General features: G+C 69.1%; 20 protein-coding genes and 1 riboswitch. Of the genes, 14 read left to right on the forward strand and 6 right to left on the reverse strand.

Annotated elements, in window-relative coordinates; all coding sequences use genetic code 11:
* Positions 1–110 precede the first annotated feature (110 nt).
* A complete protein-coding gene (locus tag ACFWBQ_RS35490; protein WP_385507161.1) occupies positions 111–941 on the forward strand; it encodes a S1 family peptidase in 831 nt (276 codons plus the stop codon).
* Positions 942–1,047: 106 nt separating this feature from the next.
* Here ACFWBQ_RS35490 and ACFWBQ_RS35495 read toward each other — a convergent pair whose 3' ends face one another.
* A complete protein-coding gene (locus ACFWBQ_RS35495) occupies positions 1,048–1,281 on the reverse strand; it encodes a hypothetical protein (RefSeq protein ID WP_073803639.1) in 234 nt (77 codons plus the stop codon).
* Between the two features lie 434 nt (positions 1,282–1,715).
* Between ACFWBQ_RS35495 and ACFWBQ_RS35500 the strand changes: the two genes are divergently transcribed.
* The 6 genes from ACFWBQ_RS35500 to ACFWBQ_RS35525 all read left to right on the forward strand — a co-directional run bounded on the left by ACFWBQ_RS35500 (position 1,716) and on the right by ACFWBQ_RS35525 (position 8,506).
* Complete coding sequence (locus ACFWBQ_RS35500; RefSeq protein ID WP_385507163.1) at positions 1,716–3,842, forward strand: type IIA DNA topoisomerase subunit B; 2,127 nt, start codon at positions 1,716–1,718, stop codon at positions 3,840–3,842.
* A 138-nt stretch (positions 3,843–3,980) separates the two neighbouring features.
* Positions 3,981–4,517 carry a DUF1453 domain-containing protein gene (locus ACFWBQ_RS35505; protein ID WP_385507164.1) on the forward strand — a complete coding sequence of 179 codons (537 nt, stop codon included), beginning with the start codon at positions 3,981–3,983 and terminating at the stop codon, positions 4,515–4,517.
* The gene (locus tag ACFWBQ_RS35510; protein ID WP_385507166.1) at positions 4,514–5,677 is read left to right on the forward strand and encodes a sensor histidine kinase; all 1,164 of its coding nucleotides are present in this window, start codon (positions 4,514–4,516) and stop codon (positions 5,675–5,677) included. The genes ACFWBQ_RS35505 and ACFWBQ_RS35510 overlap by 4 nt, the downstream gene beginning before the upstream one ends.
* The gene (locus ACFWBQ_RS35515) at positions 5,674–6,342 is read left to right on the forward strand and encodes a response regulator (protein ID WP_385507168.1); all 669 of its coding nucleotides are present in this window, start codon (positions 5,674–5,676) and stop codon (positions 6,340–6,342) included. Before ACFWBQ_RS35510 ends, ACFWBQ_RS35515 begins: the two co-directional genes overlap by 4 nt.
* Positions 6,343–6,440: 98 nt before the next feature.
* Entirely contained in the window at positions 6,441–6,917 is a 477-nt protein-coding gene (locus ACFWBQ_RS35520) for a DUF485 domain-containing protein (protein WP_385507170.1), read from the forward strand.
* Positions 6,914–8,506: a cation acetate symporter gene (locus ACFWBQ_RS35525; RefSeq protein WP_385507172.1), complete on the forward strand. Its 1,593-nt coding sequence runs from the start codon at positions 6,914–6,916 to the stop codon at positions 8,504–8,506. Before ACFWBQ_RS35520 ends, ACFWBQ_RS35525 begins: the two co-directional genes overlap by 4 nt.
* A 25-nt stretch (positions 8,507–8,531) precedes the next feature.
* On the opposite strand, the gene ACFWBQ_RS35530 is transcribed toward ACFWBQ_RS35525, so the two are convergent.
* Positions 8,532–9,209: a response regulator gene (locus ACFWBQ_RS35530; protein ID WP_385507175.1), complete on the reverse strand. Its 678-nt coding sequence runs from the start codon at positions 9,207–9,209 to the stop codon at positions 8,532–8,534.
* Positions 9,206–10,879, reverse strand: coding sequence for an ATP-binding protein (locus ACFWBQ_RS35535; protein WP_385507177.1), 1,674 nt, complete (start codon positions 10,877–10,879; stop codon positions 9,206–9,208). The genes ACFWBQ_RS35530 and ACFWBQ_RS35535 overlap by 4 nt, the downstream gene beginning before the upstream one ends.
* Positions 10,880–11,144: 265 nt before the next feature.
* On the opposite strand from ACFWBQ_RS35535, the gene ACFWBQ_RS35540 reads away from it, so the two are divergent.
* Positions 11,145–12,170, forward strand: coding sequence for a LacI family DNA-binding transcriptional regulator (locus tag ACFWBQ_RS35540; protein WP_385507179.1), 1,026 nt, complete (start codon positions 11,145–11,147; stop codon positions 12,168–12,170).
* On the opposite strand, the gene ACFWBQ_RS35545 is transcribed toward ACFWBQ_RS35540, so the two are convergent.
* Positions 12,171–13,523 (reverse strand): citrate/2-methylcitrate synthase, encoded by a 1,353-nt coding sequence (locus tag ACFWBQ_RS35545; protein ID WP_385507181.1) that lies wholly within the window; start codon positions 13,521–13,523, stop codon positions 12,171–12,173.
* Positions 13,524–13,655: 132 nt separating this feature from the next.
* Between ACFWBQ_RS35545 and ACFWBQ_RS35550 the strand changes: the two genes are divergently transcribed.
* Both ACFWBQ_RS35550 and ACFWBQ_RS35555 read left to right on the forward strand, forming a co-directional pair.
* The gene (locus ACFWBQ_RS35550; RefSeq protein WP_385507184.1) at positions 13,656–14,819 is read left to right on the forward strand and encodes a citrate synthase/methylcitrate synthase; all 1,164 of its coding nucleotides are present in this window, start codon (positions 13,656–13,658) and stop codon (positions 14,817–14,819) included.
* Positions 14,820–14,840: 21 nt separating this feature from the next.
* Positions 14,841–15,905 (forward strand): CobW family GTP-binding protein, encoded by a 1,065-nt coding sequence (locus tag ACFWBQ_RS35555; RefSeq protein ID WP_385507185.1) that lies wholly within the window; start codon positions 14,841–14,843, stop codon positions 15,903–15,905.
* 28 nt (positions 15,906–15,933) lie between these two features.
* On the opposite strand, the gene ACFWBQ_RS35560 is transcribed toward ACFWBQ_RS35555, so the two are convergent.
* The gene (locus ACFWBQ_RS35560) at positions 15,934–18,384 is read right to left on the reverse strand and encodes a DNA topoisomerase (ATP-hydrolyzing) subunit A (RefSeq protein ID WP_385507188.1); all 2,451 of its coding nucleotides are present in this window, start codon (positions 18,382–18,384) and stop codon (positions 15,934–15,936) included.
* Positions 18,385–18,632: 248 nt separating this feature from the next.
* Here ACFWBQ_RS35560 and ACFWBQ_RS35565 point away from each other — a divergent pair, with 248 nt between their 5' ends.
* From ACFWBQ_RS35565 to ACFWBQ_RS35580, 4 genes are all read left to right on the forward strand, one after another.
* Positions 18,633–19,994, forward strand: coding sequence for a M16 family metallopeptidase (locus ACFWBQ_RS35565; protein WP_385507191.1), 1,362 nt, complete (start codon positions 18,633–18,635; stop codon positions 19,992–19,994).
* Positions 19,995–20,020: 26 nt separating this feature from the next.
* On the forward strand, positions 20,021–21,403 hold the full coding sequence (locus ACFWBQ_RS35570) for a M16 family metallopeptidase (RefSeq protein WP_385507248.1): 1,383 nt from the start codon (positions 20,021–20,023) through the stop codon (positions 21,401–21,403).
* Positions 21,404–21,595: 192 nt separating this feature from the next.
* Positions 21,596–21,764, forward strand: a riboswitch (cyclic di-AMP (ydaO/yuaA leader).
* Between the two features lie 12 nt (positions 21,765–21,776).
* Positions 21,777–22,571: a M23 family metallopeptidase gene (locus ACFWBQ_RS35575; RefSeq protein WP_385507193.1), complete on the forward strand. Its 795-nt coding sequence runs from the start codon at positions 21,777–21,779 to the stop codon at positions 22,569–22,571.
* A 222-nt stretch (positions 22,572–22,793) separates the two neighbouring features.
* The gene (locus tag ACFWBQ_RS35580) at positions 22,794–23,498 is read left to right on the forward strand and encodes a GntR family transcriptional regulator (RefSeq protein ID WP_385507196.1); all 705 of its coding nucleotides are present in this window, start codon (positions 22,794–22,796) and stop codon (positions 23,496–23,498) included.
* 170 nt (positions 23,499–23,668) lie between these two features.
* Here ACFWBQ_RS35580 and ACFWBQ_RS35585 read toward each other — a convergent pair whose 3' ends face one another.
* Positions 23,669–23,950: an HPr family phosphocarrier protein gene (locus ACFWBQ_RS35585; RefSeq protein WP_385507198.1), complete on the reverse strand. Its 282-nt coding sequence runs from the start codon at positions 23,948–23,950 to the stop codon at positions 23,669–23,671.
* Positions 23,951–23,996 lie beyond the last annotated feature (46 nt).

Raw genomic sequence — 23,996 nt, forward strand, 5'->3', positions numbered from 1 at the left:
GGGCCCGGAACCTCTTCAGGTTCCGGGCCCCACGCCTGTGTGCAGGTGCGGGCGGCTGCGGTGCGGATGACGCTGAGTGGGCATCGTTCACCCCGGCGTCAGGAGTCTTCATGCCCCGCTTTGTCGTCCGTGCCGTCCCCGTGGCCTTCGCCCTCGCGGCCGTTGGGGCTTTGATACCGCTCGCCACCCCGGCCCCGGCCACTGCGGACAGCATTGTTGTCGGCGGCCGTCCGGCCCGCGTCGCGGACAGCCCCTGGACCGTGGCACTGTCCAGCCGTGACCAGTTCGGAGGAACCCGCGACGGCCAGTTCTGCGGTGCGGTGGCGATCGCGCCCACAAAAGTGCTGACGGCCGCGCACTGCCTGGGGGAGGACGTCCTGGGTGTCGGCATCAACGAGCTCCGTGATCTGCGGGTCATCGCCGGCCGGGATGAACTGAGCGGACCCGGGGGCCAGGAAATCCCGGTGCGTACGGCATGGATCAATCCCGGTTACAACCCGCGCACGAACGCCGCCGATCTGGCAGTGCTGACCTTGGCGGGGGAGTTGCCGGAGAGCAGTGTCATTCCGATGGCCGGGGCCGGGGACACCGCGTACGAGCCGGGAACCGGTGCGACGGTGTACGGCTGGGGGGACACGACCGGATACGGCGCCTACGCGTCTGTGCTGCACGCCGCCCAGGTACGTGTGCTGTCGGACAGTGCCTGCGCGCGTGCCTATCCCGGCGGCCTGTACGGCACGTACGACGCCTCATCGATGCTCTGCGCCGGTGATACGGCAGGCGGGCGGGATGCGTGCCAGGGCGACAGCGGCGGCCCGCTGGTGGCCCGTGGGCGGCTCATCGGCCTGGTTTCCTGGGGCAGTGGCTGCGGGAGCCCCGGGAGTCCGGGTGTGTACACCCGTGTCTCTGCGGCGATCCGGTGGATGGCTGGTCAGGACTGACCGCGTCAACACCCGGGAAGTACGAGAACGGGCGGCTTCCCCTTGCGGGAAGGCCGCCCGTCGGCCGGTCCTGGACAGGCCCCTGGCTCGTCGTGGATGCGAGGTATCAGTGTTGTTCCTCGTCGGCTGCAGTCGCCTGTACGGCGGTGAGTCGATCTGTCTCATCCTGTATTTCCGCGGCGATCTTCTTGAGTTCCGGCTCGAACTTGCGACCGTGGTGGGCGCAGAAGAGCAGTTCACCGCCGCTGATCAGGACGACGCGCAGATATGCCTGGGCGCCGCAACGGTCACAGCGGTCAGCTGCGGTCAGCGGGCTCGCGGGGGTCAGAACAGTAGTCACGTCGCCTCTTCTCTAGCTCGACGAGCTGTCGTACCAGGGTCAACATCCAACCAGGCCGAAAACGTTCCCGCTCGTGGCTTTTCTTCGAAACTTCTTCTCAAGATGGCTGTCTGTTGCCGGTTGGCGGCGAATGTGCCGTATTGCGGAGCGCTACGGTTTCGCGTTGCTTGTGGTGGGGTCCGTCCGCCGGCTGGCTTGCCGGTTGTTCATGAGGACGTGCCCGGAGCCTAAATGGTTCATGCCTCGAAGGGAACGTGATGTGCACGTCACTCGGACGAATGATCGAACGCGTATGCGAGGCTGGACTAGCATAAGGATTCCCCCTGGGTGGCGTTACAACCGCTCTACCAGGCCTCGGTAGGCTCTCAGCGGCTACCTAGGCCGAGCCCGTACCCACTGGGCCCCAAAATGAAATTCAGCGAGGAGCGAACCGCGTGACCGCCGATTCCGTGCCGTCCACTGCGCTGCTGACCGGAGCAGGCGGCGCAGACAGGGACAGCTCCAACTACACCGCGCGGCACCTCCTCGTCCTCGAGGGGCTCGAAGCGGTCCGCAAGCGCCCCGGGATGTACATCGGGTCCACGGACAGCCGCGGACTTTTGCACTGCCTCTGGGAGATCATCGACAACTCGGTCGACGAGGCTCTCGGCGGCTACTGCGACAGCATCGAGGTCATCCTCCACGACGACTCCTCCGTCGAGGTCCGTGACAACGGGCGGGGTATCCCCGTCGACGTCGAGCCCAAGACAGGGCTCTCCGGCGTCGAGGTCGTCATGACCAAGCTTCATGCCGGCGGAAAGTTCGGCGGTGGCTCCTACGCGGCGTCGGGCGGCCTGCACGGCGTGGGCGCTTCGGTGGTCAACGCGCTCTCCGCCCGGCTCGACGTAGAGGTCGACCGCAACAGCTCGACCCACTCGATCAGCTTCCGGCGCGGCGTTCCGGGCATGTTTACGGAGCAGGGGCCGGACAGCCCCTTCGATCCGTCGAACGGTCTGCGCAAGGGGAAGCGAGTCCCGAAGAACCGCACCGGTACCCGGGTGCGGTACTGGGCGGACCGGCAGATCTTCCTCAAGGACGCCAAACTCAGCCTGGAAACGCTGTACCAGCGAGCGCGGCAGACGGCTTTCCTGGTGCCCGGCCTGACCATCGTCGTTCGGGACGAGCGCGGCATCGACGGCGAGGGGAAAACGGAGGAGACGTTCCGCTTCGACGGCGGAATCAGCGAGTTCTGTGAGTATCTGGCGCAGGACAGGGCGGTCAGCGATGTCCAGCGCCTGACAGGGACGGGGACGTTCAAGGAGACCGTTCCGGTCCTGGACGACCGCGGCCACATGACGGCGACCGAGGTCACCCGGGAACTGGGCGTCGACATCGCGCTGCGCTGGGGTACCGGTTACGACACCAACGTCAAATCCTTCGTCAACATCATCGCCACGCCCAAGGGCGGCACTCACGTGTCGGGCTTCGAGCGCTCCCTCACCAAGACCGTCAACGAGGTGCTCCGCTCGGCCAAGCTGCTGCGCGTCGCCGAGGACGATGTCGTCAAGGACGACGCCTTGGAAGGCCTCACGGCGGTCGTCACCGTACGGCTGGCTGAGCCGCAGTTCGAGGGCCAGACCAAGGAGGTGCTCGGCACCTCGGCAGCCAACCGGATCGTTGCCAACGTGGTGGCCAAGGAGCTCAAGGCATTCCTGACCTCCACGCAGCGCGATGCCAAGGCCCAGGCCAGGTCCGTGCTGGAGAAGGCGGTGGCAGCAGCCCGCACCCGAATCGCGGCCCGCCAGCACAAGGACGCACAGCGCCGCAAGACCGCGCTGGAGTCCTCCTCCCTGCCGGCGAAGCTCGCCGACTGCCGCAGCGACGACGTCGAGCGCAGTGAGCTCTTCATCGTGGAGGGCGACTCGGCGCTGGGCACGGCCAAGCTTGCCCGGAACAGCGAGTTCCAGGCGCTGCTGCCGATCCGCGGAAAGATCCTCAACGTTCAGAAGTCCTCCGTCTCGGACATGCTCAAGAATGCCGAGTGCGGCGCCATCATCCAGGTCATAGGAGCGGGTTCCGGACGGACCTTCGACATCGACGCCGCGCGCTACGGCAAGATCGTCCTGCTGGTGGACGCCGATGTCGACGGTGCCCACATCCGGTGCCTGCTGCTCACGCTCTTCCAGCGCTACATGCGGCCGATGGTCGAGGCGGGGCGGGTCTTCGCGGCGGTGCCCCCGCTGCACAGGATCGAGCTTGTCCAGCCCAAGAAGGGCCAGGACAAGTACATCTATACGTACTCCGACAACGAGCTGCGGCAGACGCTGCTGGAGCTGCAGCGGAAGAACGTCCGGTACAAGGACTCGATCCAGCGCTACAAGGGTCTCGGTGAGATGGACGCGGACCAGCTGGCGGAGACCACGATGGATCCGCGCCACCGCACACTGCGCCGGATCAACATCGGTGACCTCGAATCCTCCGAGCAGGTCTTCGACCTGCTGATGGGCAACGAGGTCGCGCCCCGAAAGGAATTCATCACCAGCTCGGCGGCCACGCTCGACCGCTCGCGTATCGACGTCTGACCGGGTCCACGTCTGACCGAGTCCACCCGTGGGTGGAGCAAGCTTCTCCACCCACGGTCAACCCCTGAGCCGATCCCCTGATCCCCGCGCTTCCGTAGCGTCGAAGGCCTCGAACCTTCCCGTCTCTCGGAGGCTTCCATGTCCGCGCTCTTCCCTGTTCTGGCGATCGCTGCGGTCGTCGCGCTCGTCGTCGTGCGTCAGTTCACGGCGCAGCGGATCGGTGACGACAAGCGATGGTGGGTCCTGCCGGGGATCTTGCTGATCTTCTCCGCGCGCAACGACGGAGCCCTTGATCCACATCAGGAGGCTGTGTCCGCACTGATTCTCGGAGCCGGGCTCGTGGTGGGACTGGTCACCGGCGCCGGTTGGGGCTGGACGGCCGGCCTGTGGCGCGAGCCGGACGGCTCCGTGTGGAGCAGGGGCACCAGGGCCACAGTCCTGGTGTGGGTGGGAGGCCTCGCGCTCCGCGCAGGGCTGGCCGGTGCCGGGGTGCTGCGGGGCATACACCAGGGGGCAGCCGCTCTCCTGATGTCGCTCGCGGCCATGCTGCTCGCGCGCAGCGGAGTGCTGACCTGGCGGGCCCGGAGTATGCGTGCGCGCTACGTTGGTCCGGCCGACGGCATGCTGTTGCAGCCCGCGCAGCCCGCGCAGCCCGCGTGGAAGGGTCACGTGTGAACCGCAGCACGTGGACGAGCTGGCCGTCCAAGGAGGCCCTCGCCAGAACCGCGCAGACGCGGCCGCGGGCTGCCATCGGACGACTCGTATGGGCTGCTGCGCTCGTCGGCCTCCTCTGGAGCACTTTCGCCGAAGGACGGTTTGCCCCTTGGCAGATCGCGGTCGTCCTGGTGGGAGCGGCCGGCTGCACGGCGGTTGGCGTGGCGTTCTTCCGGAAAACCCTGCAGCACCGACTGTGGCCGTCCCTGGGACTGCTGGTGCTGCTGATGGCCGCGGCGTTCGGGGCGCAGGAGGCGGGTGCTGGGGCCCTCGCCGTAGTGCTGTGGTGCGGTTGCGCCATTACAGCCCTGGAGCGGCTCCCCCTCTCCGCGGCTGTGCCGCTCACCGCTGTGGCTCTCGCCGCCTACGCGATCGTCAAGAGCGACGGGTGGCTGACCACCGTGATCACCACCGGAAGCCTGTGCTTGGGGGGATATGTCCTGCGCCTCGATGCCGAGGCCCGGGGCAACGCCCAGCGGCTCCTCGACCAGGAGCGGGCCGCGAGGGTGGCGGAGGCCGGGACGGCCGCGCTGGCCGAGCGGTCCAGGATCGCCCGCGAGATTCACGATGTGCTCGCCCACAGCCTCTCCGCGCAATTGGTGCACCTGGAAGCGGCCCGACTGCTGATCGAGCGAGAGCCTGCGGGGAAGTTCCGCGACCTTGTCCTGGAGAGAGTGGTCGCAGCGCGTTCCATGGCGCGTGAGGGCCTCGCAGAGACACGTCAGGCCCTTTCCGTGCTGCGCGGGGAGATGACTCCGGTGGAGGACTTCCTGCGGCAGCTGGTGGCCGGTGAGGCGGCCGAGGTGTTCGTGACGGGGGAGTGCAGACCCCTGGCCCCGGAGGCCTCCCAGACGGTGCGGAGGGTCGCACAGGAGGCATTGACCAATGCCCGTAAGCACGCTCCGGGGGCCGCCGTCTTCGTCCGGCTCGAGTACCTGCCGGACTCTGTCGCCCTGGAGGTGCGGGACTCAGGTGGACACAGCTCGGCGTGTGAGCTCGCTGTCAGTGGCTCCGGATACGGTCTGCTGGGGATGAGGGAGCGCGCCGAACTGATCGGCGGGACGCTGGAGGCAGGGCCGGGCGAGGAGGGGTTCGTGGTGAATCTGCGGGTGCCTGCGTGAGTGCGCGGGTGGTGGTCGCCGATGATCAGGCGGTGGTGCGCGAAGGCATCGTCATGCTGCTGGGACTGTTGCCCGGCATCGAGGTGGTCGGTTCGGCGAAGGACGGGCACGAGGCGGTTGCGCTCGTCGCCGAGAAGGCGCCCGATGTGGTCCTGATGGATCTGCGGATGCCCCGCTGCGACGGCGTCGAGGCAACGCGCCGGATCCGCAAGGAATACCCCCGCACCCAGGTGGTGGTGCTCACGACCTTCGCCGACGACGACTCGCTGTTCACGGCGTTGCAGGCGGGCGCGCGGGGCTATCTGACCAAGGACGCCCGGGGAGAGGAGATCGTGCAGGCCATCGAGGCGGTGCTGTCCGGCGAGGCCGGACTCTCGCCGAAGGTGCAGCGCCGGCTGCTGGAGCGGGTCACCGCGGAGGCCGTCCGTCCGTTGCCGTCCGAGCTGCCCGACGGGCTCACCCCCCGAGAGGCCGAGGTGCTCGTCCTGATCGCCGGGGGACTGTCCAACGCGGAAATCGCACGCGCGCTGCACATCTCCCGGGCCACGGTGAAGACTCACATCAACAACCTCTTCGCCAAGACGGGAGCGCGTGACCGAGCACAAGCAGTGCGCTATGCGTACGGCCGGGGACTCGCACACCCGCCCGGGACTTCCGTCACCTGAAATGGTGAAGCCGGGCGAATGAAGTGCCCGGGATCTTCCCGATCTGCCCATTCTTGGCTACGCGGCCGAAAAGGCTCGTGGACAAGGGAGTTGTTCGGGTGGAGAAGGAAGCAGGGTTGAAAGCCGCAGCGGTGCGGCTCGACGACCCGTGGTACGACGCGCTGGCCCCCGGATGGGGCGAGCTGGACGGTACGGGGGGCATGGCGCCCGACGGGCTGCCCGGGCCCGTGGCGCCACAGCACAATCACAGTGCCGCCGACATCTATCTCGAGGTACAGCGAAGCGCCGCCTTCCGCGAAGTGCGCCGCCGCTACCGGCGGTTCGTGGTCCCCGCGGCGGCAGCCTTCCTCCTCTGGTACTTCGCCTATGTCGTCGCGGCCACGACAGCACGCGATCTGATGGCGCAACCGGTTGCCGGTGCACTCAACGTGGCAATGGTCGCGGGGCTCGGACAGTTCGTCACCACGTTCCTGCTCACCTGGGCGTACGCGCGTCATGCCCGCCTGCGCAGGGACCGGGCCGCACTGGAGCTGCGTTGGGACACCCAGGAGATGACGAGAGGGATCGATCGGTGAGCGGAGACCATCAGACGCTGGCGTTGCTGATGTTCAGCGCGTTCATCGCCGTGACACTCGGCATCACCACCTGGGTGAGCCGGAACAGGCAGGGATCCCCGGAGGAGTTCTATGCGGGCGGGCGACTGTTCTCTCCCATGGAGAATGGATTCGCCATCGCCGGCGACTACATGTCCGCCGCCTCGTTTCTCGGGATCTCGGGACTGATCGCCCTCTTCGGCTACGACGGCATGCTCTACTCGGTCGGCTTCCTCGTCGCCTGGCTGGTCGTCCTGCTCCTCGTAGCCGAACTCGTGCGCAACTGCGGGCGGTTCACTCTCGCCGATGTGGTTGCCGCCCGCATGGCGGACCGTCCGGTGCGCACTGCGCTCGGCACCTCGTCCGTCACTGTCTCGGTGCTGTACCTGGTGGCACAGATGGTGGGTGCAGGCAGCCTCGTCGCGCTACTGCTCGGTGGGACGAGCGACACCGCCCGGTCCTGGACCGTCGTCGGGGTCGGCGCACTCATGGTGATCTACGTATCGCTCGGCGGTATGCGCGCCACGACCTGGATCCAGATCGTCAAGGCCGTCCTGCTGATGGCCGGTGCTCTCGCGCTCACCGTGCTCGTCCTCGTGCATTTCAACGGAAACGTCAACACTCTGCTCAACACCGCCGCCGAACGCAGCGGCCACGGCAAGGAGTTTCTCTCGCCCGGACTCAAGTACGGCGGGAGCTGGACGGCACGCTTCGACTTCATCAGCCTGGGCCTGGCGCTCGTGCTCGGCACGGCAGGCCTGCCGCACATTCTGTCGCGCTTCTACACGGTGCCCACGGCCCGAGCCGCCCGACGCTCCGTCGTCTGGTCCATCGGACTCATCGGCAGCTTCTACCTGATGACGATCGTGCTCGGGTTCGGAGCGGCCGCCCTGGTCGGCTCGGCAGATGTACGGGCGTCGAACGCCTCCGGTAACACCGCTGTCCCGCTCCTGGCACTCGTCCTCGGAGGCGGGGAGGGATCCACGGGTGGCACGGTTCTGTTCGCTGTGGTCGCAGCCATTGCCTTCGCGACCATTCTTGCCGTCGTCGCCGGGATCACGCTGGCCTCCTCCGCCTCCGTCGCACACGACCTCTATGCCTCGCTGCGGCGCCCGGGGTCAAAGCAGCGCAGCGAGGTCACGGTGGCCAGGACGGCAGCAGCGGGCGTCGGAGTCGTCGCCATCGCACTGGGGCTCCTCGCCCAGGATCTCAACGTCGCGTTCCTGGTGGGACTGGCCTTCGCGGTCGCAGCCTCGGCCAACCTTCCGGCGCTGCTCTACTCGCTGTTCTGGCGGAACTTCACCACACGGGGGGCGGTCTGGTCCGTCTACGGCGGGCTGATTCCCGCGGTCCTGCTCGTCCTGCTCTCGCCGGTCGTCTCGGGGAGCCCGGCGTCCCTCTTCCCGGGCATGGATTTCCAGCTCTTCCCGCTGGAGAACCCCGGGCTGGTGTCCATTCCGGCCGGATTCCTGGCCGGCTGGATCGGCACGGTCACCTCCACCGAGCCGCCCGACGCAGCCAAGCACGCGGAGGCCGAGGTCCGGTCTCTGACCGGCGCAGGTGCGGCCTGAGGACCGTCCCGCTCCTGCCGCCGGCTCAGGCGCCCGAAGCCCAGGTGTACCGGTGTTCCGGGCGGCCCGTCTCGCCGTACCTCAGGGACAGCCGCACCCGTCCGGTTCGCTCCAGCAGTTTCAGATAGCGCTGGGCGGTCTGGCGGCTCATTCCGGCGCTCTCCGCGATCTCCTGCGCGGAGAGCGGTCCGTCGGAGGTGCGCAGGGCTTGCCGGACCAGCTCGGCGGTGGTCGGCGAGTGCCCCTTGGGAAGGTCGGACTCCCCAGTGGCCCACAGGGCACCGAAGAGCCGGTCCACCTCTGTCTGCTCGGCCTCGCCACCGCCCTCGAAGGTGTGACGCAGGGCTGCGTACGCCTCCAGCTTGGTCCGCAGCCCCGCATACGTGAACGGCTTCACCAGGTACTGCAGGGCTCCGTGGCGCATCGCCGCCTGAACGGTCGCGACGTCGCGTGCCGCCGTCACCATGATCACGTCGGTGTGATTGCCGAGCCCCCGCAGCTCCCGCACCAGGGTCAGGCCGTTGCGGTCCGGCAGATAGTGGTCGAGGAGGATCAGGTCGATGGGTGTTTCACCGATCCTGGCGAGGGCCTCGGTGGCCGAGTGGGCTTGGGCTGCCACGCGGAATCCGGGCACCTTGGAGACATAGGCCGCGTTGATCTGCGCAACCCTGATGTCGTCGTCCACGACCAGGACTTCGATCACGGGGTCTCTCCTGCCGTCGCCGGTTGCGCGGGTGTCGCCATCCCGTCCGGGGCCCGTTCGCCCAGGGCCTCCGGCAGGACGACCGTGAACACGGCCCCGCCCTCCGGGGAATCCGACACGGACACGCTGCCGCCCTGTCGCTCCGCCAGCCGCCGCACCAGTGGCAGGCCCAGCCCGCGTTTGCCGTGGGCAGGGAGCTCCTTGGTGGACCAGCCCTCCATGAAGATCGATTCGTGGCTGCCCGACGGTATGCCCGGGCCGCTGTCGTGCACGCGCAGGACCACCGTACGGCCGTCGGCCCGCAGTTCCACTTCGATCCGGGCGTCCATCGACCCCGCGGCGGCGTCCAGGGCGTTGTCGACCAGATTGCCGACGACCGTCACGAGACCGCGCGGGTCCACCAGCCGGTCCGGCAGGAGGGTGCCGGGTGCCATGCGCAGGGCGACGCCGCGCTCCGCGGCCACCGTCGTCTTGCCGACGAGCAGCGCAGCCAGCAGCGGGTCGTGGACCTTCTCCGTGACCTGCTCGGCTGTCGCCCGGTGGACGCCGACGACTTCGGTGACGAACTCCATCGCGTCGTCGTGCATCTCCAGCTCCAGGAGTCCCAGGAGGGTGTGCAGCCGGTTCGCGTGCTCATGGTCCTGGGCGCGGAGGGCGTCGATCAGGCCACGGGTGGAGTCGAGCTCGCGGCCGAGGTTCTCGAGCTCGGTCCGGTCGCGGAGGGTGGCCACGGCCCCGCCGTCGTCGGTCGGCATCCGGTTGGCGAGCAGCACCCGGGTGCCGCGGACCGTCACCAGGTCGTGCCCGACCACCCGGCCTGCCAGTACATCGGCGGTCCGCCCGGCTCCCAGGGCCTCGTCGAGCGGGCGGCCCGCAGCATCGGGACCGAGGCCGAGCAGACGCTGGGCCTCGTCGTTCAGCAGCCGGATGCGTCCCGTGCGGTCGAGGGCGACCACACCTTCACGGATGCTGTGCAGCATGGCCTCGCGCTCCGTCAGCAGCGCGGAGATGTCGGAGAACGCCAGGTCATGGGTCTGCCGCTGCAGGCGGCGCGAGATCAGATAGGCGGCGAGCGCTCCCACGGCCAGAGCTCCGCCGGCGTACGCGAGCAGCCCTGGGATCGCCGCGAGCAGCCGGGCGCGGACGCTGTCGTACGCGATGCCGACGGAGACGGCGCCCACGATCCGGTCCGCTTCGTCGCGCAGCGGCACCTTGCCGCGGGCGGAGCGGCCGAGCGTGCCGCTGTCGATCTCCATCACGGACCTGCCCGCGAGCGCCGTGCTGGGGTCCGTGGAGACGACTGCGCCTATCCGGGCGGTGTCGGTGTGCGACCAGCGCACCCCGCGCCTGTCCATGACCACGACGTATTCGGCGCCGGTGGACCGCCTGATCCGCTCGGCCACCGTCTGGACGGGGCCGTCCGGGACCGGGGCCGTGGTGAGCAGCGACGAGGCGATCTGGGGCTGCGCCGCCGTGCTCTGCGCGATCGCGAGGGCCCGGCGCATCGCCTGGTCGTCGAGCTGGTCGCTGAGCGGCGCCAGGAAGAGGCCGGTGACCAGTGCTGTGACTCCGGTGATGATGGTCAGCTGCATCAGGAGGACCTGCGAGAAGACCCGCTTCGGCCAGCCGAACCGGCGGGGTCCCCGGACGGTGGTCGGTGGGGCGTTCATCGTATGAACGGTAGAGGGCATTCCGGTCCTTCCTGAAATCCGTTCCCGTTGATCTTCCGCTGACGCACCGGAACGCTCGAGTCGGAGGGCTCGACGCTGGAGAGCTTGCGGCAGCGGAGTACTGCTCCCTCGTCCGCGTACCACCGCCGATCTGCCATCTGCAGACCCCTTGCCTCCCGGCGCTCGATCTGTGAGCGTTCTAGGGGTTTCCACGGTTTCCACCGCAGCGCAATCTTCTTGCGGTTCTTGCGCTAATCTTGCGTTCATGACGCGACGACTTGCTCAGGTTGCCCAGAAGGTAGGAGTCAGCGAGGCCACGGTCAGCCGGGTGCTGAACGGTAAGCCGGGCGTCTCCGACGCGACACGGCAAGCCGTCCTCTCCGCGCTGGACGTCCTCGGTTACGAGCGCCCCACGCAGCTGCGCGGCGAGCGGGCCCGGCTGGTCGGACTCGTCCTGCCCGAGCTGCAGAACCCGATCTTCCCGGCCTTCGCCGAAGTGGTCGGCGGCGCGCTCGCCCAGCAGGGGCTGACTCCGGTGCTCTGCACCCAGACCAAGGGCGGGGTCTCCGAAGCCGACTACGTCGAGCTCCTGCTGCAGCAGCAGGTGTCCGGAGTCGTGTTCGCCGGTGGGCTCTATCACCAGGCCGATGCCCCGCACGACCACTACAAGGTGCTTGCCGACCGCAAGATCCCAGTGGTTCTGATCAACGCGGCCATCGCTCATCTCGGATTCCCCGGGGTCTCGTGCGACGACTCGGTGGCCGTCGAGCAGGCGTGGCGCCACCTCGTCTCGCTCGGTCACGAACGGATCGGGTTCGTCCTCGGCCCGTCCGATCACGTGCCCTCGCAGCGGAAACTCGCCGCTGCCCGGGCGCTCGCCGAGGAGGCGGGGACGACGGTGCCGGACGAGTGGGTGGCCCGGGCGATGTTCTCGCTCGAGGGCGGGCAGGCCGCTGCCATGCGGCTGCTGGACCAGGGAGTCACCGGCATCATCTGTGCCAGCGACCCGCTCGCCCTGGGCGCGGTGCGCGCGGCGCGCCGCCGCGGACTGTCCGTGCCTGCGGACGTCTCCGTCGTCGGCTACGACGACTCGGCATTCATGAACTGCACCGAGCCGCCGCTGACCACGGTCCGCCAGCCCATCGAGGCCATGGGCCGGGCCGCGGTGGAGCTGCTCTCGGTGCAGATCGCAGGACGTGCGGTGCCGTCCGACGAGCTTCTCTTCGAGCCGGAACTCGTGGTGCGCGGCTCCACGGCTCAGCCGCCACGAGAAAATTCCCGCGGATTGTAGCTAATTTGCAGGAGCGGCCCGCGGTAGAGGTGCGGGACGCAGCGCCGCCGCGGGCAGAGGCTGCGGCGGGCGAGGTCCTGTGTACTGCCCGCTGGGCCGCATCCGCAGGGGCCGCTCCGTGTACTCCTCCAGTGCATGGGCGATCCAGCCCGCGGTGCGGGACACGGCGAACACCGTCTCGCCCGCCTCCGCGGGCATGCCGCAGGCGACCGACAGGACGGCAAGCGCCAGGTCGACATTGGCGTGCAGAGGGGTGTGGCGGGCGGTGGTGGCGACCACGTCGCGGGCCGCAGCCAGCGCCGGGGCGGCCTGCGGCACGTCGTCCAACAGGGTGAACAGGACCTGGGCGCGCGGATCCTCACCCGTGTACAGGCGGTGCCCCAGCCCCGGCACGCGGCGGCCGGCACGGAGATGGTCGGCAACGACCGGGGACGCGCTGCCCCGTTCCACGACCTCGGACAGCATGCGGTGGGCCAGTCCGCTCGCGGCGCCGTGCAGGGGCCCCTCCAGTACGCCCAGCCCTGCGGAGACCACTGCGTACGGATGGGCGTGGGCGGACGCGGCGACCCGCGCAGCCAGCGTCGATGCCGCCAGGTCATGGTCGGTGAGCAGTGCGAGAGCTGTGTCGAGCACGGCCAGGGCCGCCGCGTCGGCCGGTTGACCGGAGAGCCTCGGCCACAGCTGCCGGGCGAGGGACGCGGAGACGCCGTTCGCCCCGTCGTGGCTGCGGGCCGGCGCCTGTTCTCCGACGACAGGCAAGGCGGCCACCAAGGTGGGGATCAGGCTGCGTGCGCTGCTGAGAACCCCCTGGGGTGAGAGATCGAACCGCAGCGGATCGGCTGCCGCGGCTGCGACGACCGCGACCCGCAGCCGGTCCGTCGAGCCGCTGTGTGCCGGGAGTGCGGCGACCGTCTGCCGCGCGGCAGCGAGCGATTCGGGGGGCGCGGTGAAACGGACGCCCGGACGGAGCTCGCCGGTCCAGATCCACTCCGCGACTTCCTCGTAGCCGTAATGGCGGGCGAGCTCGGTGGCGTCGACACCGCGGAAGTAGTACCTGTCGTGCTCGATGAGCGTGATGCCGGTACGGAAGACCAGCTCGCCCGCCGCGGGAACAGGCTCCCTGCGTGAGGTCCGCCGGACCAGGGCAGCGACCTCGGCGGCGTCGAACGTGCTTCCGCGCCCCCCAGGGGTCCGCCTGCTGCTGAGCTGTCCCCGGCTCACGTAGGCGTACACGGTCTCGGGCTTCACCCCGAGCAGTTCTGCCGTCTCCCGTGTGGTGAGCCTGCGCGCCTCCGTGGGGTCTTCGCCACCGGCGCCTTCGGTGTCGGCCCCGTGCGCGGCCTCATGCGTCATGGTGCCCACCGTATCCATATCCATCGGCATCCATCGAGACTTCGTATTGATTTAATCAATGTTGACACGAATTAAATCAATCATAGACAGTTGAATCAATGTTAAATCGACTGTCGGAGGAGAGACCCGCAAATGTCTGCCTTGAGGACCGGAACCGCTCCGCTCGACGTACCCCGCGGTCTCGCCGGTGTGATCGTCACCGACACCGCACTCGGTGATGTGCGCGGGCGCGAGGGCTTCTACCACTACCGGCACTACTCGGCGATCGAGCTGGCGCAGAGCCGCAGCTTCGAGGACGTCTGGTACCTGCTGTTCCACGGCGAACTCCCCGACCGCGCCGCGGGCGCCGGCTTCGCTGCCCGCACGGCCGGTCTGCGCCGTCTGCCGGACGAGGTGCGCGCCGCGCTGCCCGCCATCGCACGCGCGGGCGCGGTCTCCGGTCCGCTGGCCGGCCTCCGCACCGCACTCTCGCTGTTCGGGGCTTCGGCCGGATTCCGCCCGGTGTACGACATCGGGGCGGACCGCCGCCGTAGCGACGCGCTCGCCGCCTGCGCCGCCGTTCCCACCGTGCTGACCGCCCTGCACCGGCTCGGCCAGGGTCTCGAACCGGTCGAGCCGCGTGAGGACCTGCCGTTCGCAGCGAACTACCTGTACATGCTCACCGGCGCCGAGCCGGCCCCCGCACGGGTCAGGGCCGTCGAGCAGTACCTCATCTCCACCATCGACCACGGCTTCAACGCCTCGACGTTCACGGGCAGGGTGGTGGCGTCCACCGGCGCGGACGTGGCCGCGTGTCTGGTCGCGGCGGTCGGAGCGCTCTCCGGACCGCTGCACGGCGGCGCGCCCAGCCGGGCTCTGGACACGCTGGACGCCATCGGGACTCCGGACCGTATCGACGGCTGGATCCGGGAGCAGGTGCTCGCCGGGGGCCGGATCATGGGCTTCGGACACCCCGTCTACCGCACCGAGGACCCGCGCTCACGCATGCTGCGTTCGATCGCACAGAGCTTCGGCGGACCGCTCGTCGACTTCGCCGTCGAGGTCGAGCGGCAGGTGGAGGCCATCCTCGCCGAGCTCAAGCCGGGGCGTGAGCTGCACACCAACGTGGAGTTCTACGCCGGGGTCGTCATGGAGCTCTGCGGTCTGCCGCGCGAGATGTTCACCCCCACGTTCTGTGCGGCGCGTGTGGTCGGATGGAGCGCCAATATCCTGGAGCAGGCGGAGGACTCGAAGATCATCCGCCCGGCGGCCCGCTATGTGGGAACGCCCCCGGCGCAGCCCGTACCGGCACCCTGACAGACCCGAGAAAGGCCCACGTTGACCCCGCCCCGCGCCCCGCAGATCCCGGTCGTCGTCCTGGCGGGGTTCCTGGGATCCGGCAAGACGACCCTGCTCAACCATCTGCTCCGCAACCGCGCCGGCAACCGGATCGGCGTGATCGTCAACGACTTCGGCTCCATCGAGATCGACGCCATGGCCGTCGCGGGGCAGGTCGGGTCGACGATCTCGCTGGGCAACGGCTGTCTGTGCTGTGCCGTCGACGCGAGCGAGCTCGACACCTTCCTGGAGAAGCTGACCAGGCCTGCCGCCCGGCTCGATGTGATCGTCATCGAGGCGAGCGGTCTCGCAGAACCCCAGGAGCTCGTACGGATGCTGCTGGCCAGCGACAATCCGCACATCCGGTACGGGGGACTGGTCGAGGTCGTGGACGCCGCCGAATTCATGACCACGCGGGAGCGGCACCCCGAGATCGACCGTCATCTCGGGATCGCCGACCTCGTCGTGCTGAACAAGACGGACAGGGTGGCGCAGGCGGAACTGGACGCCGTGAGGGAGGCAGTTGCGGCGGCCGGCAGCAGGGCAGCTGTCATCGGCGCCGAGTTCGGACGGATCGATCCCGAGCTGCTCGTCGATCCCGTACTGCGGCCGGACGGTGACGACACCGCCCGGCAGCTGACCTTCGAGGACCTTCTTCCGGAGACGGACGACGAGCACGAGGGCCATCTGCACGCGGCGTACGAGAGTGTCTCCTTCACCACCGATGTGCCGATGAACCCCCGGCGGTTCATCGAGTTCCTCGACTCCAGACCCGAAGGCCTCTACCGGATCAAGGGATTCGCCGACTTCGGCGCAGGCGACCCGGGGAACAGATACACCCTGCACGCCGTCGGCAGGTTTCTGCGCTTCGTCCCGCAGCCATGGCCACGGGACGAGCCGAGGCGCACGCAGCTGGTGCTGATCGGTTCCGGTATCGACGCGGAGGCGCTGCACAAGGGGCTCTCCGACTGCCCGGAGGCGGGCCAGGACGCCACCGAAGAACTGGAGCGCAGCATGTGGGGCATCCTGCGCTACGTGCGACAGCCGGACGACGACGAGGCCTGAGCGGCCCCGGCGTCGTCCGGCCGGGTGTCTAGAGCGGTCCGGCGATCACGGAGACCGGGCTCATCAGCGGTGTGCCCGAGCCGTCGCGCCGTGGATCCGGGGCGGGCAGTTGTGCCGGCGCGCCGCTCTTCTGTGCGGCGCGGGCCGGAACACCGCCTGCCCAGGCGAACACCAGGACGTCCTCCCCCTTGAGGAAGCGTTGGCAGCGCACCCCACCGGTGGCCCTGCCCTTGCGCGGATACTGGTCGAACGGAGTGAGCTTCGAGGTCAGCTCCGAGTCGTCCAGCGTGCCGTGCGACCCGGCCACCGTGAACACCACGGCGTCCACCGCGGGATCCACCGCCGTGAACGAGAGCACCGCGGCTCCCGCCGTGAGCTTGACGCCCGCCATGCCGCCCGCCGGGCGCCCCTGCGGGCGCACCTGCGCCGCCGGGTAGCGCAGCAGTTGTGCGTCGGACGTGATGAAGACCAGGTCCTCCTCGCCCGTACGCAGCTCCATCGCGCCGACGATGCGGTCGCCGTCCTTGAGCGTGATGACCTCCAGCTCGTCCTTGTTGGCCGGATAGTCGGGCACCACGCGCTTCACCACCCCCTGCAGGGTGCCGATCGCCAGGCCGGGCGACTCCTCGTCCAGCGTGGTGAGGCAGATCAGCTCCTCGCCCGTCTCCAGCGTGAGGAACTCCGCGATCTGAGCCCCACCCGAGAGGTTGGGAGCCGCATGAGTGTCCGGCAGCTGCGGCAGATCGATCACCGACAGCCGCAGCAGGCGCCCCGTGGACGTCACCGCACCCACATCGCCGCGCGCCGTCGCGGGGACGGCCGAGACGATCACATCGTGCTTCGTGCGCTTGGCGTCCTCGGCCGCCACGACCGGGTCGGCGTTGGCCGTACGGGCCAGCAGGCCGGTCGACGAGAGGAGCACCCGGCACGGGTCGTCGGCGACCTCCAACGGTACGGAGGCAACCTGCGAACCCGCCGACTCCAGCAGCACCGTGCGCCGGTCGGTGCCGAACTTCTTCGCCACCGCGGCCAGTTCGCCCGAGACGAGCTTGCGCAGCTCCGCGTCCGACTCCAGGATCGCCGTCAGCGCGGCGATCTCGTCGCTGAGCCGGTCGCGCTCGCTCTCCAGCTCGATCCGGTCGAACCGGGTGAGCCTGCGCAGCGGGGTGTCCAGGATGTACTGCGTCTGGATCTCGCTCAAGGAGAAGCGCTCGATCAGCCGCTCCTTGGCCTGCGCGGAGTTGTCGCTGTCCCGGATGAGGCGGATGACCTCGTCGATGTCCAGCAGGGCGACGAGAAGCCCCTCGACCAGATGCAGCCGGTCCCGGCGCTTGGTCCTGCGGAACTCGCTGCGTCGGCGCACCACCTCGAAGCGGTGGTCGAGATAGACCTCCAGGAGCTCCTTGAGCCCCAGGGTGAGCGGCTGCCCGTCGACCAGCGCCACGTTGTTGATGCCGAAGGACTCCTCCATCGGCGTCAGCTTGTAGAGCTGCTCCAGCACGGCCTCCGGTACGAAGCCGTTCTTGACCTCGATCACCAGCCGGAGACCGTGCGACCGGTCGGTGAGGTCCTTGACATCGGCGATGCCCTGGAGCTTCTTCGCCGAGACGAGGTCCTTGATCTTGGCGATCACCTTTTCCGGGCCGACGGTGAAGGGAAGTTCGGTGACGACGAGGCCCTTACGGCGTGCCGTGACGTCCTCTATCGCGACGGTCGCACGGATCTTGAACGTGCCGCGCCCTGCCGCGTACGCATCCTTGATGCCGCCGAGACCGACGATCCTGCCACCGGTCGGCAGGTCGGGTCCCGGGACGAAGCGCATCAGGGTCTCGAGGTCGGCGTTCGGGTGCCTGATGAGATGGCGGGCGGCGGCGATCACCTCGCCGAGGTTGTGCGGGGGCATGTTGGTCGCCATACCGACCGCGATCCCGGACGCCCCGTTGACCAGGAGGTTCGGGTACGCCGCCGGGAGGACGACGGGCTCCTGCTCCTGGCCGTCGTAGTTCGACTGGTAGTCGACCGTGTCCTCGTCGATCGACTCCGTCATCAGCGACGTGGCGTCGGCCATCCGGCACTCGGTGTACCGCATGGCGGCCGGTGGGTCGTCGTTGCCGAGCGACCCGAAGTTGCCGTGTCCGTCGACGAGGGGCAGGCGCATCGAGAACGGCTGTGCCATGCGCACCAGTGCGTCATAGATCGATGCGTCACCGTGCGGGTGCAACTTGCCCATCACTTCGCCGACGACACGGGCGCACTTCACATACCCGCGGTCGGGGCGCAGCCCCATCTCGTTCATCTGGGACACGATGCGGCGGTGCACGGGCTTCATGCCGTCGCGGGCGTCGGGCAGAGCCCTGGAGTAGATCACCGAGTACGCGTACTCGAGGAAGGAGCCCTGCATTTCGTCGACGACGTCGATGTCGAGGATCTTCTCCTCGAAGTCGTCCGGCGGCGGGGTCTTCGTGCTGCGGCGGGCCATCGCGGCTGCGACTCCTTCACAGATTCTGTCGGGCAACCTCAGGTTCTGACGCCGACCATTGTGGACCGCCGTTCTGACAACGCCGACCTCGACCCGTCCGAAGTGCTCTCAGGGGCCCCTCCGGAGCCTCTGTTTACGGCAGCATCTACGACAACATTCACCGATCGGGAACTTCGCCAGGTGCCGGTGCGCTTGCTTACAGTGGCAGGTCCGGCAGGAAATCCTGTATCGCGATCGAAGGGACGTACATGCCCATGGGTCACACGGCCACAGCCCAGGCCGGTTCCGGCGGCTTGACGGCGACCGAGCACCGCTTGGCCAACGGCCTGCGCGTGGTGCTCTCCGAGGACCATCTGACCCCGGTCGCCGCGGTCTGCCTCTGGTACGACGTCGGTTCCCGTCACGAGGTCAAGGGACGCACCGGTCTGGCTCACCTGTTCGAGCACCTGATGTTCCAGGGATCCGGCCAGGTCAAGGGGAACGGACACTTCGAGCTGGTGCAGGGGGCCGGCGGTTCCCTCAACGGCACCACCAGCTTCGAGCGCACCAACTACTTCGAGACGATGCCCACCCACCAGCTGGAGCTCGCTCTGTGGCTCGAGGCCGACCGGATGGGCTCGCTGCTCGCCGCGCTCGACGACGAGTCCATGGAGAACCAGCGCGACGTCGTGAAGAACGAGCGCCGTCAGCGCTACGACAACGTTCCGTACGGCACGGCGTTCGAGAAGCTCACGGCCCTTGCGTACCCGGAGGGCCATCCGTACCACCACACACCGATCGGCTCGATGGCCGACCTGGACGCGGCGACCCTGGACGACGCGCAGGCGTTCTTCCGTACGTACTACGCGCCCAACAACGCCGTGCTCTCGGTGGTCGGCGACATCGACCCGGAGCAGACGCTCGCCTGGATCGAGAAGTACTTCGGCTCCATCCCCTCGCACGACGGCAAGCAGCCGCCGCGCGACGGCACACTGCCCGGCACCATCGGCGAGCAGCTGCGCGAAGTGGTCGAAGAGGAGGTTCCCGCGCGTGCGCTGATGGCCGCCTACAGGCTGCCGCACGACGGCACTCGCGAGTGTGACGCCGCAGACCTGGCGCTGACCGTGCTCGGCGGCGGCGAGTCGTCCCGGCTGCACAACCGCCTGGTCCGCCGCGACCGTACGGCGGTGGCTGCGGGATTCGGGCTGCTCAGGCTCTCCGGAGCGCCCTCACTGGGCTGGCTGGACGTCAAGACGTCCGGTGGCGTCGAGGTGCCGCAGATCGAGACGGCCGTCGACGAGGAGCTGGCCCGCTTCGCAGCCGAGGGCCCCACGCCCGAGGAAATGGAGCGGGCGCAGGCCCAGTTGGAGCGCGAGTGGCTGGACAGGCTCGGCACGGTCGCGGGCCGCGCCGACGAACTGTGCAGGTACGCCGTGCTGTTCGGCGACCCTCAGCTCGCCCTGACCGCGGTGCAGCGGGTGCTCGACGTCACCGCGCAGGAGGTCCAGGCGGCCGCCCAGGCGCATCTGCGTCCCGACAACCGGGCGGTCCTGGTCTACGAGCCGGTCGAGCCGGCGGACGAGACCGAGGATGCCGCAGGCACCGACGACCACGAGGGGGCCGGCAAGTGACCGACGCCGCCGTGACTGGAGTAGCGATGGAGTACCACCCGCAGCCGACCGCAGGCGAGGCCAGGCCCTGGGCCTTTCCCGCACCCGATCGCGGCGCTCTGCCCAACGGCCTGACCGTGCTGCGCTGCCACCGCCCCGGCCAGCAGGTCGTCGCCGTGGAGATCCACCTGGACGCGCCGCTCGACGCCGAGCCCGAGGGCCTGGACGGCGTGGCCACGATCATGGCGCGTGCGCTGTCCGAGGGCACCGACAAGCACTCCGCGGAGGAGTTCGCCGCCGAGCTGGAGCGCTGCGGCGCCACGCTCGACGCGCACGCCGACCACCCCGGCGTCCGGGTCTCCCTGGAGGTCCCGGTCTCCCGGCTCTCCAAGGCGCTCGGTCTGGTCGCGGAAGCGCTGCGGGCACCGGCCTTCACCGAGAGCGAGGTGGAGCGCCTGGTGGGCAACCGGCTCGACGAGATTCCGCACGAGCAGGCCAACCCTGCCCGGCGTGCCGCCAAGCAGCTCTCCAAGGAGCTCTTCCCCGCCACGGCTCGGATGTCCCGTCCGCGCCAGGGCACCGAGGAGACGGTGCGCCGGATCGACGCAGCGGGCGTGCGCGCCTTCTACGACGCCCATGTCCGCCCGTCCACCGCGACGGCCGTCATTGTCGGTGATCTCACCGGGGTCGATCTGGACACGCTGCTCGCGGACACCATCGGCGACTGGGCGGGCAACGCCGGCCAGTCACGCCCGGTGCCGCCGATCACCGCGGACGACACCGGCCGAGTGGTGATCGTGGACCGTCCCGGAGCCGTGCAGACGCAGCTGCTGATCGGCCGGATCGGCGCCGACCGGCACGACAGCGTGTGGCCCGCCCAGGTGCTGGGCACGTACTGCCTGGGCGGCACCCTCACCTCCCGGCTGGACCGCGTCCTGCGCGAGGAGAAGGGCTACACCTACGGGGTCCGGGCCTTCGGCCAGGTACTGCGTTCGACGGCACCGGGGTCTTCCTCCGGCGCGACCGGCGCCGCGATGCTCGCCATCAGCGGCTCCGTGGACACGGAGTCCACGGGGCCGGCCCTGGACGACCTCTGGAAGGTCCTGCGCACCCTGGCGGCCGAGGGGCTCACGGATGCCGAGCGTGAGACTGCCGTACAGAACCTCGTGGGGGTCGCCCCGCTGAAGTTCGAGACGGCGGCATCGGTCGCGGGCACCCTCGCCGACCAGGTGGAGCAGCACCTCCCGGACGACTACCAGGCACAGCTGTACGCACGCCTGGCCGAGACCGGCACGGTGGAGGCGACGGCCGCGGTGGTCAACGCGTTCCCCGTGGAACGGCTCGTCACGGTCCTCGTGGGAGACGCTTCGCAGATCGCTGAGCCCGTCAGGGCGCTGGGTATCGGCGAAGTATCGGTCGTCAGCGGCTGACAAAGCAGTACAGAGCGGACCCCGGCGAGTACGTTCTCGCCGGGGTTCTACTTTTTGTCCGACTTTACGAAGAACATTCATGTATGACCTGTGGGATGTGCGACAAAGCGGCCTGTCCGTTTGGTGATTGAAAGTCGCCCGGCCTAGCGTCGGCTCGGCTGTCCGCCAGACGTATGCCGCATCCGCGGCGCCGGACAGTCATCGCCGAGTCCCCGTCAGGCGCGAGCCTGGGGAGCCGGGGACCCACGCAGTCCCTGGGGTGAATCGGATGCCTGCGTCTCGTACGAGGCGGAGGGGTCCGTAGGAGACCTTCCTGCTCCGAACCCGTCAGCTAACCCGGTAGGCGAGAAGGAAGGAAAGGATCAGCCCCTCCATGGCGTTCACCCGTGCCACCGGGAAGCACCGTGCCCCGAGCCGCCTGACGCGCAGCAGCGCGAGGGTCGCCGGAATCGCGGCTCTGGCCACCACCGGTGTCATCGGCGGTATGGCCTCCCCGGCTCTCGCCGCGGACTCCGAGACCCTCACCGTCAGCAACACCGGGCTGACCCAGGCCGTTGCCATCGACACCACCCTCGCTGCCCAGATCGACGCCCAGGCCGAGGCGCAGCAGCACCAGGCCGACGTGGCGGCGAAGGCGAAGGCCGAAGCTGCGGCCAGGGCGAAGGCCAAGGCCGAGGCGAAGCGCAAGGCCGAAGCCCGCGCCAAGGAGGTCCGTGAGGCCAAGGCCCGCGCCGCCCGCGCCGCGGAGCGCGCCCGGCTGAACGCCTTCCACCTCCCGGTAGCCGGCTCCTACGTGACCACCGCCTACAAGTCCGGCGGGGCCCTCTGGTCCTCCGGCAGCCACTCGGGCGTGGACTTCCGCGCCGCGTCCGGCAGCTCCGTCGTCGCAGTCGGCGCCGGTACGGTCGTCGAGGCGGGCTGGGGAGGCGCGTACGGCAACAACATCGTGCTCCGGATGACGGACGGCACGTACACGCAGTACGGCCACCTCTCCTCGATCGGCGTCTCCGTCGGACAGAGTGTCACCTCGGGGCAGCAGATAGGCCTGTCGGGCTCGACCGGCAACTCCACCGGACCGCACCTGCACTTCGAGGCGCGGACCACCCCGGAGTACGGGTCCGACATGGACCCTGTCGCCTACCTCCGCGCACACGGTCTCCAGGTCTGAGACCTCGCACCGCACAGCTTCCCGAAGGCCCCGGCACCCCGCCGGGGCCTTCGTCGTGCCGCCCCGGGAAGGCTTCGCTCCGGAGCTCCGCAGAAGTACTCACCGGCCAGAAGATATCCATGGATTCCGCTCTGCCATCGGAAATTGCGGCTGATTGCAATAGAGTCACAGAACAGGCGTCGATCGGCCGCGTTTCGCGGGGATTAAGGCGGAGGTTCGGACATGCGCATTCCCGCGCATTCGGTATGCACGGCAATCCGTGACGACATCGTCTCCGGTGTCTTCGAACGCGGCAGCCGCCTCACCGAGGAGGTGCTCGCACGTCGTTACGGGGTCTCCCGTGTCCCGGTACGCGAGGCACTGCGCACCCTGGAGTCCGAGGGGTTCGTCGTCACCCGCCGGCACGCCGGTGCCTGTGTCGCCGAGCCCACGGACCAGGAGGCCGCCGACCTCCTGGAGATCCGGATGCTCCTGGAGCCGTTGGGTGCCGCGCGCGCCGCTCAGCGTCGCACCGAGGCGCATCTGAAGGTGCTGCGAGGCCTGGTCAGGCTGGGGCAGGAGCGGGTTCGCCGGGGTGAGGGGGAGGATCTGCGCTCGCTCGGCGGCTGGTTCCACGAGACGCTGGCGCAGGCGTCGGGCAGCCCCGCCCTCATCGCGCTGCTCACCCAGCTCCGGCACAAGATCGCCTGGATGTACGCAGTCGAGCAGCCGGTCCGTCCCGCCGATTCCTGGGCCGAGCACGGCGCCATCGTGGACGCGGTGACGCGCGGTGACGCGGAGCGGGCCAGGATGCTCGCCGCCCAGCACGCCGAGCGGGCCACCGCCGCCCACCGGCTGCGGCACACGGACCGGGCGGGCCGCACACCCGGCCAGGCCCGGGTGAGGACTTCGCAACCTTCTGTAAACATCGCAGGTGTCCGGCATTAACAATGGCGCCGTATACAAAGAAGAGAATTCGGGAGGGCTTTCTTTTTGCTGCCCGAATTCCGGCCGTCCGTGCAGTCGTACGCGACTTCCCGGAAACGAAAAAACCACGGCTCCCGATGGGGATACCGCGGCTTTGTCGATGCAGTAATTCCGGTCCGGACCGGCCGGAATCAGACGGTCTCCGGAAGCTCCTCGAGCCCCTCGGTGACCAGCTTCGCCAGACGGTCCAGGGCGGCTTCGGCGTTGTCCGCCTCGGACGCGAGCACGATCTCCTCGCCGCCCTGGGCGCCCAGGCCGAGCACCGCGAGCATGGAGGCGGCGTTCACCGGGTTGCCGTCGGCCTTGGCGATCGTCACGGGGACGCCGGAGGCCGTGGCGGCACGGACGAAGATGGAAGCGGGGCGGGCGTGCAGGCCCTCGGCCCAACCGACGTTGACGCGGCGCTCAGCCATGGTTCTGCCCTTCACGTATCAATGGTTGTCTAGACCAGTCTCTCAT

Origin of the sequence: Streptomyces sp. NPDC060035 (genome assembly GCF_042736635.1) — a bacterium.
Taxonomy (GTDB): Bacteria; Actinomycetota; Actinomycetes; order Streptomycetales; family Streptomycetaceae; genus Streptomyces.